The organism is Variovorax sp. FW305-3-2-15-B-LB1 (assembly GCF_058787635.1).
The window spans coordinates 52109-64830 of sequence record NZ_JBYSZY010000010.1 but is presented as its reverse complement, the minus strand read 5'-3'; the positions used below and the strand labels follow the sequence as shown (position 1 = coordinate 64830).

General features: G+C 69.5%; 10 protein-coding genes. All 10 read left to right on the top strand.

The window, feature by feature from the left end; genetic code table 11:
- The first annotated feature begins 26 nt into the window (after positions 1–26).
- The 10 genes from cheA to flhF all read left to right on the top strand — a co-directional run bounded on the left by cheA (position 27) and on the right by flhF (position 12722).
- Positions 27–2036 (top strand): chemotaxis protein CheA, encoded by a 2010-nt coding sequence (gene cheA, locus AC3WQR_RS08825; RefSeq protein ID WP_492741771.1) that lies wholly within the window; start codon positions 27–29, stop codon positions 2034–2036.
- Positions 2037–2058: 22 nt separating this feature from the next.
- Positions 2059–3345 (top strand): EAL and HDOD domain-containing protein, encoded by a 1287-nt coding sequence (locus tag AC3WQR_RS08820; RefSeq protein WP_492741770.1) that lies wholly within the window; start codon positions 2059–2061, stop codon positions 3343–3345.
- 91 nt (positions 3346–3436) lie between these two features.
- Positions 3437–4264, top strand: coding sequence for a CheR family methyltransferase (locus AC3WQR_RS08815; RefSeq protein WP_070061567.1), 828 nt, complete (start codon positions 3437–3439; stop codon positions 4262–4264).
- Entirely contained in the window at positions 4261–4854 is a 594-nt protein-coding gene (cheD, locus tag AC3WQR_RS08810) for a chemoreceptor glutamine deamidase CheD (RefSeq protein ID WP_095946640.1), read from the top strand. The genes AC3WQR_RS08815 and cheD overlap by 4 nt, the downstream gene beginning before the upstream one ends.
- A 2-nt stretch (positions 4855–4856) precedes the next feature.
- Entirely contained in the window at positions 4857–5948 is a 1092-nt protein-coding gene (locus AC3WQR_RS08805; RefSeq protein WP_082817926.1) for a protein-glutamate methylesterase/protein-glutamine glutaminase, read from the top strand.
- A gap of 37 nt (positions 5949–5985) precedes the next feature.
- Entirely contained in the window at positions 5986–6378 is a 393-nt protein-coding gene (gene cheY, locus AC3WQR_RS08800) for a chemotaxis response regulator CheY (protein ID WP_056582361.1), read from the top strand.
- Positions 6375–7019, top strand: a complete 645-nt coding sequence (gene cheZ / locus AC3WQR_RS08795; protein ID WP_062469395.1) for a protein phosphatase CheZ — start codon at positions 6375–6377, stop codon at positions 7017–7019. The genes cheY and cheZ overlap by 4 nt, the downstream gene beginning before the upstream one ends.
- Before the next feature lie 134 nt (positions 7020–7153).
- Positions 7154–8296 (top strand): flagellar biosynthesis protein FlhB, encoded by a 1143-nt coding sequence (gene flhB / locus AC3WQR_RS08790; protein ID WP_095946641.1) that lies wholly within the window; start codon positions 7154–7156, stop codon positions 8294–8296.
- Positions 8293–10401, top strand: coding sequence for a flagellar biosynthesis protein FlhA (flhA, locus tag AC3WQR_RS08785; protein WP_159274400.1), 2109 nt, complete (start codon positions 8293–8295; stop codon positions 10399–10401). The genes flhB and flhA overlap by 4 nt, the downstream gene beginning before the upstream one ends.
- Positions 10398–12722 (top strand): flagellar biosynthesis GTPase FlhF, encoded by a 2325-nt coding sequence (gene flhF, locus AC3WQR_RS08780; protein WP_492741769.1) that lies wholly within the window; start codon positions 10398–10400, stop codon positions 12720–12722. Before flhA ends, flhF begins: the two co-directional genes overlap by 4 nt.

The following is a 12722-nucleotide window of genomic DNA, read 5'->3' as shown; positions in this document are numbered from 1 at the left end:
CGAGCGCGGGCCCCGGAGCACCACAGATGGACCTCAGTCAATTCACCCAGGCCTTCTTCGTCGAAGCCATCGAGCTGCTGGCGGAGATGGAGCAGCTCTTGCTCGACCTCGACGTCGAGGCGCCCGACGGCGAGCAGCTCAACGCCATCTTCCGCGCGGCGCACTCCATCAAGGGCGGCGCGGCCACGTTCGGTTTCACCGCCTTGACCCACACCACGCACGTGCTCGAAACGCTGCTGGACAGGGCCCGCCACGGGCAGCTGCACCTGAGCGCTCCGATGATCGATGCCTTTCTGGAAACGAAGGACGCCTTGCAAGAACAACTCACCGCCTACCAGGCCGGCAAGGAGCCGGACGCCGAGAGGGTCGCCCACATCTGCGGCGTGCTGCAGCAGCTGGCCATGGAGAACAACGCCGCCGCGCCCGTGCCGGCACCCGCGCCCGCACCGGCGCCTGTCGTGCAAGCCGCTGCGCCGGCCGAGGAAGGCGGCAGCAGCGACGGCGTGCTGGTCGTGCGCTTCGCGCGCCTGTCCGACAGCGAATGCGAGCTGCTCGCCGGCGAGCTGGCCAACCTCGGCACGGTGCTGACGCGCACGCGCAGCAACGACCAGCTGACCGTGCGGCTCGCCACCACCTGCGACCCCGACGACATCGTGGCCGTGTGCTGCTTCGTCATCGACGAATCGCAGATCGACATCACGCGCGAGGCGGCCGACGTTGCCGAACCTGTGGTCGCAGTTGAAGCACCGGTCGTGCAGCCACCCGCCGCACCAGCACCGGTCGCCGCCGCGCCCGTGCCCGCCAGCGCCAAGGAGTCCAGCTCCATCCGCGTCGACGTCGAGAAGGTCGACCAGCTCATCAACCTCGTGGGCGAGCTCGTCATCACGCAGTCGATGCTCACGCAGGCCGCGACCGTGCTCGACCCCGTGGCCTACGAGCGCTTTCTGAGCGGCCTGGGCCACCTGGAGCGCAACGCGCGCGACCTGCAGGAATCGGTGATGTCGATCCGCATGATGCCGATGGACTACGTGTTCAGCCGCTTTCCGCGCGTGATCCGCGACGTGAGCGCCAAGCTCGGCAAGCAGGTGCGCCTGGACACCTACGGCAAGGAGACCGAGCTCGACAAGGGGCTCATCGAACGCATCGTCGATCCGCTCACGCACCTCGTGCGCAACAGCCTGGACCACGGCATCGAGGCCCCCGAGGTGCGCCTGGCCAAGGGCAAGGACGCCACCGGCCAGCTGCTGCTGTCGGCGCAGCACCACGGCGGCAACATCGTGATCGAGGTGAGCGACGACGGCGCGGGCCTGAACCGCGAGCGCATCCTCGACAAGGCGCGCCAGCAGGGCCTGCCGGTGAACGATGCCATGCCCGACGAAGAGGTGTGGCAGCTGATCTTCGCGCCCGGCTTCTCCACGGCCGAGCAGGTCACCGACATCTCGGGACGCGGCGTGGGCATGGACGTGGTCAAGCGCAACATCCAGGAGATGGGCGGCCATGTCGAGATTCATTCGCGCGGCGGGCAGGGCACGTCCACGCGCATCGTGCTGCCGCTCACGCTGGCCATCCTCAACGGCATGTCGGTACGGGTGGGCAGCGAGGCCTACATATTGCCGCTGAGCTACGTGATCGAGTCGCTGCAGCCGCTGCCGGAGCACCTGCACTCCATCACCGCCGACGGCCACGTGATCCGCGTGCGCGGCGAGTACCTGCCGCTCATCGAGCTGCACCGCGTGTTCGACGTGGCCGGCGCGCAGACGCAGCCCACGCAGGGCATCCTCGTGATTGTGCAGGCCGACGACAGCCGCTTCGCGCTGCTGGTCGACGAGCTGCTCGGCCAGCACCAGGTGGTGGTGAAGAACCTGGAAACCAACTACCGCAAGGTGCCGGGCATCTCGGCCGCCACCATCGTGGGCGACGGCAGCGTGGCGTTCATCGTCGACGTGGGCGCGATGCCGCGCATCCAACGCGCACAGGCCGCGAGCGCGGCGGCCCTGGCGGGCGCGGCGCGCCGCATCGACGCGCTGGCGTCCTGATCCCGACGCGAGGGACGGCCGCATGAGGTTCGATTTCTTCCGGCGCCCCGGCGTCGACGGCAACGGCGCGCAAGCCGACGCAACGCCCGCCATCACGCCCGCAGTCGGTGCCGACGGCCACGTGGCCTACGCCATGCTGCTCGACGGCAAGCGCCGCGTGGTCGGCTACCGCATGGCCTGGCGCGCGGCGGGGCAGGGCACCGACGCGGGTGCCGCAGCCGGCGTCAAGGCGCTCATGGACACGCTGGGCCTGCACCTGAACCCGGGCGGCCACGGCTGGCTGCTGGGCGCACAGAGGGTGTTCGTCGACGTCACGGTCGATGCGCTGTTCCAGAGCGAGCTGCAGTCGCTGCCGCCGCGCAACGTCGTGCTGTGCATGAAGGCCGACGAGCTGATGGACGCCGACATGCGCTCCATCCTGCTGTTCCTGCGCGAGCAGGGCTTCGGCTTCATGCTGTGCGGCGGCGTCGCGCTGCCGGACGACGACGAGCTGCGCGCCATCGTCACGCACCGCGAGGTGCTGCCCTCCCACCTGGCGGACGTGTCGCCCGCCGGCCCCGCGCCCATCGCCGCGCGCGTGGCGAACTGGGCCGAGTTCGAGGCCTGCGCCGCACGCGGCGTGCAGGTGTTCGTCGACGGCGCCGTGCGCCTGCCGCCGGCGCGCGACAGCGCCGATGCGCTGCAGCCCGAGTCGCAGCTCATCGTGCACCTGATGCAGATGATCCTGCGCAACGAAGACGTGCGCGCCATCGAGGGCGCGCTCAAGCACGACGCCGCGCTCACCTACCGGCTGCTGCGCTACATCAACTCGCCCTCGGTGGGTCTGGCAGTGGAGATCCACTCGCTGCGCCATGCGGTCGCGATGCTGGGCTACTCGCCGCTGTACCGCTGGCTGTCGCTGCTGCTGGCCACCAGCAACAAGGTCAGCTCGCCCTTCATGATGAAGAAGGCCATCCTGCGCGGGCGTTTCGTCGAGCTGATGGGGCAGGGCATGCTGCCGCCCGGCGAAGCCGACAACCTGTTCGTCGCGGGCATGTTCTCGCTGCTCGACCAGCTGCTGGGCGTGCCCATGGAAGGCGTGCTGCGCAAGGTGCAGCTCACCGAGGCCGTGCAGCAGGCGATTCTGTCGCGCAGCGGCGTCTACGGCCCCTTCGTGGCGCTGGCCGAAAGCTGCGAGACCGACGACGGCCGTGCCGCGCGCCTGTCGGAGGCGCTCTTCCTGAGCGCGGCGCAGGTCAATGCCGCGCAGCTGTCGGCGCTGGTGTGGGCGCTCGACGCCGGCCCGGCCGTGACCGCACCGCCTGCCTGACCCCCGGAAATGCAAGGCTTTTGCGCGTCTGATCGGCCGATTGGAAACGGCGGTTTCCGTGACCATTGAAAGTCACGCTTCCAGGCTGGCTGTGACGACCGAGTTCCACTTTACCGACCACGACTTCTCCAGAATCCGGACCCTCATCCATCGCCGCGCCGGCATCGCCCTGGGCGAGCAGAAGCGGCAGATGGTGTACAGCCGGCTGTCGCGGCGCCTGCGCGAGCTGCAGCTGCCGGCGTTCGCGCCGTACCTGGACCAGCTCGAGGCGCGCCACGACGGCGACGAGTGGCAGCTGTTCATCAACGCGCTCACCACCAACCTGACCTCGTTCTTTCGCGAGGCGCACCACTTTCCCACGCTGGCCGACCATGTGCGCAAGCGCCCGGGCCCGGTCACCGTGTGGTGCGCCGCCGCCTCGACGGGCGAGGAGCCGTACTCGATCGCCATCACGCTGATGGAAGCGCTGGGCGAGCGCGCCGGCTCGGCCCGCGTCATCGCCAGCGACATCGACACCGCCGTGCTGGCCAAGGCCGCCACCGGCGTCTTCACCACCGAGCAGGTGCGGCGCCTGTCGCCCGAGCGGCTGCGGCGCTTCTTCAACAAGGGCACCGGCACCAACGCCGGCAAGGTGCGCGTGCGCCCCGAGGTCGCCACGCTGGTGAAGTTCTCGCGCGTCAACCTGCTGGACAGCGCCTGGTCGGTGAAGGAGCCGGTGGACGCGATCTTCTGCCGCAACGTGATGATCTATTTCGACAAGCCGACGCAGAAGAAGGTGCTCGACCGCTTCGCGCCGCTGCTCAAGCCGGGCGGCCTGCTGTTCGCCGGGCATTCCGAGAACGCCTCGCTCGTCAACCCGGCTTTCCGCCCGCTGGGGCAGACGGTGTACGAGCTGTCGCGCACGCCGGGCACCGCATGAGCCTGGCGAGCCATCACTACTTCGACCGCGATGTCGGGCGCATGGCCGTCAAGCTGCTGCCTTCCGAGTACTACGTGACCACCGACCACACCGTGCTGAGCACCGTGCTCGGCTCCTGCGTGGCCGCCTGCCTGCACGACGCGCAGGCGGGCGTGGCCGGCATGAACCACTTCATGCTGCCCGATGACGGCGAGCCCGGCGGCGGCTCGATGCGCTACGGCGCCTACGCCATGGACGTGCTGGTGCGCGAACTGGTGCGCGCGGGCGCGCGGCGCGAGCGGCTGCAGGCCAAGGTGTTCGGCGGCGGCGCCGTGCTGGCCGGCATGACCACGCTCAACATCGGCGACCGCAATGCCGACTTCGTGCTGCGCTACCTGGAGGCGGAACGCATCGAAGTCGCGGCGCAGGACCTGCGCGGGCCGCACGCGCGCCGCGTGTGCTTCCTGCCCGAGAGCGGCAAGGCCGTGGTGCGCCGCCTGCGCGCGCAGACCGAGGTGCTGCGGGTGCGCCGCGACGAAGGCGAGTTGCTGCGCCGGCTGTCGGTGCCCGCCGCGCCGCACGAGATCGACAGAACCAAAGGAAGCCGGTGAGCCTGCCAAGCAAGAAAAAGATCAAGGTGCTCTGCGTCGACGATTCGGCGCTGATCCGCAGCGTGATGAGCGAGATCATCAACAGCCAGAGCGACATGACCGTGGTCGGCACCGCGGCCGACCCGCTGGTGGCGCGCGACCTCATCAAGGTGACGAACCCCGACGTGCTCACGCTCGACGTGGAAATGCCGCGCATGGACGGCCTGGAGTTTCTCGAGAAGCTCATGCGCCTGCGGCCGATGCCGGTGGTCATGGTGTCCTCGCTCACCGAGCGCGGCTCGGAGATCGCGCTGCGCGCGCTGGAGCTGGGCGCCATCGACTTCGTGACCAAGCCGCGCCTGGGCGTGCGCGACGGCCTGCTCAACTACACCGAGCTCATCGCCGGCAAGATCCGCACGGCCGCCAGTGCGCGGCTGCTGCCCGCGCGCCCAGCGGCCACGGCGGCACGTACCGCCCACGAGGCGGCGCCCGAGGCGCTGCTGCGCAGCCCGCTGCTGAGCACCGAGAAGCTGCTCATCATCGGCGCCTCCACCGGCGGCACCGAGGCCATCCGCGAGGTGCTGCAGCCGCTGCCGCCCGACGCGCCCGCGGTGCTCATCGCGCAGCACATGCCGGCCGGCTTCACGCGCTCCTTCGCGCAGCGCCTGGACGGCCTGTGCCGCATCCGCGTGAAGGAGGCGGAGCAGGGCGAGCGCGTGCTGCCGGGCCATGCCTACATCGCGCCGGGCGGCTTTCACCTGTCGCTGGCGCGCAGCGGCGCCAACTACGTGGCGCACCTGGACCAGGAGCCACCCGTGAACCGCCACCGGCCGTCGATCGACGTGCTGTTCGATTCGGCGGCCAAGCACGCGGGCAAGAACGCCATCGGGATCATCCTCACCGGCATGGGCAAGGACGGCGCCGAGGGCCTCTTGCGCATGCGGCGCGCGGGCGCGCACACGCTGGCGCAGGACGAGGCCAGCTGCGTGGTCTTCGGCATGCCGCGCGAGGCGGTGGCGCTGGGCGCGGTGGACGAGGTGTCGCCGCTGAACGAGATCAGTCGCCGCGTGATGGCGCACCTTCGCACGTTCGGTGAACGTGCGAACCGGGTATGACGAGTTTGAACAACGACCTGTGGAGCTGGAAAAAATCGTGATCGACAAGAGCATCAAGATCCTGGTGGTGGATGACTTCCCGACCATGCGGCGCATCGTGCGCAACCTGTTGAAGGAGCTGGAGTTCCTCAACGTCGACGAGGCCGAGGACGGCGTGGCCGGCCTGGAGAAGCTGCGCGGCGGCAGCTTCGGCTTCGTGGTCTCCGACTGGAACATGCCCAACATGGACGGCCTGACCATGCTGCAGACCATCCGCGCCGACCCCGAGCTGAAGACGCTGCCGGTGCTGATGGTCACGGCCGAGGCCAAGAAGGAGAACATCGTCGCGGCCGCGCAGGCCGGCGCCAACGGCTACGTGGTGAAGCCCTTCACCGCGGCGACGCTGGAAGAGAAGATCACCAAGATCTTCGAGAAGCTGGCCAAGGCATGAGCCAGGACACCGCCGGCGCGGCAGACGCCACCAACAACACCACCGAAGAACTGCTGGGCCGCATCGGCCACCTCACGCGCCAGCTGCGCGAAGGCCTGCGCGAGCTGGGCCTGGACAAGCAGGTGGCCAAGGCCGCGCAGGCCATCCCCGATGCGCGCGACCGCCTCAACTACGTGGCGGCCACCACCGAGCGCGCGGCGCACCGCGCGCTCAACGCCATCGACGTGGCCCAGCCGCTGCAGGAAGCCCTGGCCACCGACGCCAAGGCCCTGACGCAGCGCTGGGACCAGTGGTTCGAGAACCCGATCGAACTCGACCAGGCGCGCGAGCTCGTGCTGGACACGCGCGGCTACCTGAACGACGTGCCCCAGCGCGCCAGCGCCATCAACACGCAGCTCATGGAGATCCTGATGGCGCAGGACTTCCAGGACCTCACCGGCCAGGTCATCAAGAAGATGATGGAAGTCGTCAACGACGTCGAGACGCAGCTGCTGCAGGTGCTGATCGACAACTCGCCGCCCGAGAAGCGCCACGAGGCCGTGCAGAGCCTGCAGAACGGGCCGCAGGTGAAGCCCGGCAACCCCGACGCCGTGACCGACCAGGCGCAGGTCGACGACCTGCTCGAAAGCCTCGGTTTCTGAGCCGCTTGCAGGCCGCTTGATTGGCCGAATTGCAGGGCGATACCGGCCCTGATCGGCAGATTGTTCCGCACCACCGGATCCAATAATTTGGTTCTGGGCAAGGCGTACTTCGCCAGTGCTGGTTCGGAGCATGAATGGCTGAGGAAAGCGATCTCGAGAAAACGGAACCCGCCTCCGAGCGGCGCCTGGAGAAGGCGCGCGAGGAAGGCAACGTGGCCCGTTCGCGCGAGCTCACCACCTTCGTCATGCTCGCCACCGCGAGCGCCGGCCTGTGGCTGGCGGGCGAGTCGCTCGGCGCGAGCCTGAGCGGCGCGCTGCGCCGCGGCCTGCAGTTCGAACGCGCCAGCGCCTTCGACCCCGCGCACATGCTCTCGCAGAGCGGGCTCATGGTGCTGCATGCACTCATGGCCATCGGGCCGCTGTTCGCCATGATGGTCGTGGCCGCCGTGGCGGCGCCGCTGATGCTCGGCGGCTGGATGTTCTCCGGCAAGGCCGTTGCGCCGAACTTCGGAAAACTCAATCCCCTGGCCGGCATCGGCCGCATGGTCTCGGCGCAGGCGCTGGCCGAACTCGTGAAGGCGCTGGCCAAGTCGGCGCTGATCGGCGGCGTGGCGTGGTGGGTCATCGTGGACGACATCGAGGCCGTGATGGCGCTCATGTCGCAGCCCGCGCACGAGGCGCTGCCGCATGCACTGGTGCTGGTGGCCAAGCACTGCGCGCTGATCGCCGCCACGCTCTTCCTCGTCGCGCTCGTCGACGTGCCGTTTCAACTCTGGAACTACTACCGCAAGCTGCGCATGTCGCGCGAGGACGTGCGCCAGGAGCACAAGGAAAGCGAAGGCGATCCGCACATCAAGGCGCAGATCCGCCGGCAACAGCAGCAGATGGCACGCCGCCGCATGATGGCCGAGGTGCCCAAGGCCGACATCGTGCTCACCAACCCGACGCACTTCGCCGTCGCGCTGCAGTACCTGGACAGCGACATGCGCGCGCCGCGCGTGGTCGCCAAGGGCACCGAGCTGGTGGCCGCGCGCATCCGCGAGATGGCCAAGGAGCACAAGGTCGCGATTCTGGAGGCGCCGCCGCTCACGCGCGCGCTGTACCGGCACACGAAGCTGGGTGAGGAAATTCCGGCCGGGCTGTACACCGCCGTGGCCGAGGTGCTGGCCTGGGTGTACCAGCTCAAGCGCTGGAACAGCGAGGGCGGCGAGGCGCCGCGCACGCCGACCGACCTGCCGGTGCCGGCCGACCTGCAGTACTCGCCGGCGGTCGCATGAACGGACTGAACGACCTGATGCGCCTGCCGGCGCGGATCTTCTCCGGCTCGCAGTTCAAGGGGCTGGCGGGCCCGATCCTCATCATCCTCATCCTGAGCATGATGGTGCTGCCGCTGCCGCCCTTCCTGCTCGACCTGCTGTTCACCTTTAACATCGCGCTGTCGGTGATGGTGCTGCTGGTGAGCATGTACACCATGAAGGCGCTGGACTTCGCGGCCTTCCCGGCGGTGCTGCTGTTCTCGACGCTGCTGCGCCTGTCGCTCAACGTGGCCTCCACGCGCGTGGTGCTCATGCACGGCCACACCGGGCCCGACGCGGCCGGCAAGGTGATCGAGGCCTTCGGCCACTTCCTGGTGGGCGGCAACTTCGCGGTGGGCGTGATGGTGTTCATCATCCTCGTGCTCATCAACTTCATGGTGATCACCAAGGGCGCGGGCCGCATCGCCGAGGTGGGGGCGCGCTTCATGCTCGACGCCATGCCGGGCAAGCAGATGGCGATCGACGCCGACCTCAACGCTGGCCTGATCGGCGAAGAGATCGCCCGCAAGCGCCGCGCCGAGGTGGCGCAGGAGGCCGACTTCTACGGCTCGATGGACGGCGCCAGCAAGTTCGTGCGCGGCGACGCGATCGCGGGCCTGCTCATCATGGTGATCAACATCATCGGCGGCCTCGTGGTCGGCATGCTGCAGCACGGGCTCGACTTCTCCACGGCCGGCAAGACCTACACGCTGCTGGCCATCGGCGACGGCCTGGTGGCGCAGATTCCGGCGCTGGTGATCTCGACCGCGGCCGGCGTGATCGTCTCGCGCGTGACCACCGACGAGGACGTGGGCAGCCAGCTCACGGGCCAGCTCTTTTCCAACCCGCAGGTGCTGTTCCTCACGGCCGGCATCGTCGGCCTGCTGGGCATGATCCCCGGCATGCCGAACCTGGCCTTCCTGCTGATCGCGGGCGGCCTGGTGTGGCTCGGCAAGCGGCTGGTGCAGCGCAAGCCGCAGGCGGCCGCGCAGCAGGCTGCCGCTGCCGCCGCCACGCAAGGGGCGGGCGTGCCCGCCTCGGCCGAGCAGGCCGAAGCCACCTGGGACGACGTGGCCATGGTCGATCCGCTGGGCATGCAGGTCGGCTACCGGCTGATCCCGCTGGTGGACCAGTCGCAGCAGGGCGAGCTGCTGGGCCGCATCAAGAGCATCCGCAAGAAGATCGCGCAGGAGCTGGGCTTTCTCGTGCCGGTGGTCCACATCCGCGACAACCTGGAGATCAAGCCCAACGCCTACGTCATCAGCCTGAAGGACGTGGAGATCGGCCGCGGCGAAGCTTTTCCCAACCAGTGGATGGCGATCAACCCCGGCCAGGTGACGGGCACGCTGACCGGCACGCCCACGCGCGACCCGGCCTTCGGCCTGGAGGCCACCTGGATCGACGCCAGCCTGCGCCAGCAGGCGCAGGTGTACGGCTACACCGTGGTCGATGCCTGCACCGTGATGGCCACGCACCTGAACCACCTGATCCACACCCACGCGGCCGAGCTGCTGGGCCGCCAGGAAGTGCAGCAGCTGCTCGACCAGATCGCCAAGACCGCGCCCAAGCTCACGGAAGACCTGGTGCCCAAGGTGCTGTCGCTGAGCACGCTGCACAAGGTGCTGCAGAACCTGCTCGACGAAGAGGTGCCGATCCGCGACATGCGCACCATCCTCGACGTGATGGCCGAGCACGCGCCCACGGTGAAAGACCCGACCGAGCTCACCACGCTCACGCGCCTGGCGCTGGGCCGCGCCATCACGCAGCAGCTGTTCCCGGGCGACGAGGAGATGCAGGTGATCGGCCTGGACGGCTCGCTCGACAGCGTGCTGCAGCAGGCCCTGAACAACAGCAGCGGCATCGAGCCGGGCATTGCCGACAACCTGCTCAAGCAGGCGCAGGCCGCCATGGTGCGCCAGGAGCAGATGGGGCTGGCGCCGGTGCTGGTCGTGCAGCACGCGCTGCGCGTGCTGCTGTCGCGCTTCCTGCGGCGCAGCCTGCCGCAGCTCAAGGTGCTCTCGCACGCCGAGATCCCTGACGCCCGGACCATCAAGATCACCGCCGCCATTGGAGGACGAGCCGTTTGAATCCACAGACCGACGTGCGCACCACCGCACGCAAATTCGTCGCCGCCACCGGCCGCGAGGCCCTGCGCCTGGTGCGCGAATCGCTCGGTGCCGAGGCCATCGTGCTCACGCACCGCGCCACCGCGCAGGGCGTCGAGATCGTCGCCATGGCCGAGGGCGATGTGCAGCAGACGGTGCAGGCCGCAGTGCCCGCAGCCGCACTTGCCACGGCCGCACCCGCCGACCCCACCGTGCTCAGCGAACTCCATTCGATGCGCGGCATGATCGAGGAACAGCTCGCCAGCGTGGTCTGGAGCGACAGCCAGCGCCGCGACCCGGTGCGCGGTCGCCTGCTGCGCACGCTGCTGGGCGCCGGCTTCAGCGCGCGCCTGTCGAAGGCCATGCTCGAGAAGCTGCCCACCGGCCAGAGCTACGCCGACGGCATGGCCTTCGTGCGTTCCGAGCTCGTGCGCGCGGTGCCGGTGCATGAAGACGAAGATGCGCTGTTCGCGCAGGGCGGCGTCTATGCCTTGATGGGCCCGACCGGCGTCGGCAAGACCACCACCACCGCCAAGCTGGCCGCGCGCTGCGTGATGCGCTTCGGCGCCGACAAGCTCGCGCTCGTCACCACCGACAGCTACCGCATCGGCGCCTACGAGCAGCTGCGCATCTACGGCCAGATCCTCAACGTGCCGGTGCATGCCGTGAAAGACGCGGCCGACCTGCAGCTGGTGCTGCACGACCTGCGCGACCGCCACATGGTGCTCATCGACACCGTCGGCATGAGCCAGCGCGACCGCGCCGTGCCCGAGCAGATCGCCATGCTCGGCAGCAGCCAGCGGCCGGTGAAGCGGCTGCTGCTGCTCAACGCCACCAGCCACGGCGACACGCTCAACGAGGTGGTGCACGCCTACCGCCAGGGCCATGCGCTGGCGGGCTGCATCTTCACCAAGGTCGACGAGGCCACGCACCCGGGCGCGCTGATCGACACCGTGATCCGCCACCGCCTGCCGGTGCACTACATCTCGGGCGGCCAGAAGGTGCCCGAGAACCTGATGCGCGCCGACCGCGTGCAGCTGATCGACAGCGTGTTCCAGCCGCGCCAGCACAGTCCGCTCTTCGTGCCGGCGGAAGCCGACCTGCCCGACGAGGCCGCGCCTTCGCCGCAAGCGCAGGGCGAGACCGATCGCCTGCGCTTGCGCTACCAGAGCCTGATCCGCGCGATGGCGCACGACGCGCAGGAACTGGCGACAACCGCCGGCGCGCTGGCCGGTGCGCACATCGGCTTCGATGGTGCGCGCACGCTGTGGCGCCAGGCCGGTGATGAGGCTGTCGATGCCAAGACTGTGCTGCACGAGCTGTCGGCGTTTGCGCGCGGCGAGGTGGCTGCGGGTTGCGACACCCACGTGCTCGCGCTGGCAGGACAGGTGGGCCTGCGCGCGACCGACAGCGGTGATGCCTACGTGTGCCACGGCAGCCTGCTGCTGTCGGACCGCAGCGGCCTGCCGCTGGCGGCACCGAACCAGTGGCTTTCGACCGCTGCGGCGCGCCAGTCGGCCGCACCGGGCCAGCGTCAGGCGCAGTGGCTGCAGCAACAGGATTTCGGCAAACGCCTCGTGCATGTGCTGGGCAAGCCGCCGGCCGTCGAACAGATGCTGGCGTGGCAGGCCGAAGGCACGCAGTGGTTGGCGCGCGCGCCCGGCAGCACGGCCGTGACGGATGTGCACACCGGGGCCGCGACCACGCTCGCGCGCCTGGCCTTCGCGTTCGACGACACGACCGAACAGCCCGTGCGCTATCGCGGCAAGGCTGCGCTGCAATGCGAAGCGCAGGTCGAGGTGTTGCCACGTACCGCGCTCGACCGCGACACCCTGCCCACGCTGCGCTGCGTGGCCGTGCGCGTGGTCGACGCGCGCAGCCGCAAGCGGCTGTCGCACACCTGCGTGCTCACCAACCTGGGCGGCGAGGTCGACGCATCGCAGCTCGCGCAATGGCAGGGCTGGGCCGCCGACGCCGAGCCGTGCTTCCGCCTGCTGCGCGACGGCGTGCAGCTCGTGGGCGGCATGGGCGAGCCCGGCGATCCGCACATGATGAAGCGCCTGCTCGTCGCCGGCCAGGTCACGACCACCGTGTGGCGTCTGCTGCAGGCCGAAGGCGAGTGGGTCGACCGCACGCGCCTGCTGCTGGGCCAGCTCACGGGCCGCGCCCCGCGCGCCGGTCGCGCCATGACGGGCGGTGCGCTCTACGCGGGTGTGGGCAAGCTGTTCCTGCTGCTCGATGCGCTGGGCACCGAATCGGCAGGGCCTGCGCAAGCGCCGCGCGCGCTGGAACGCCTGGGCTGA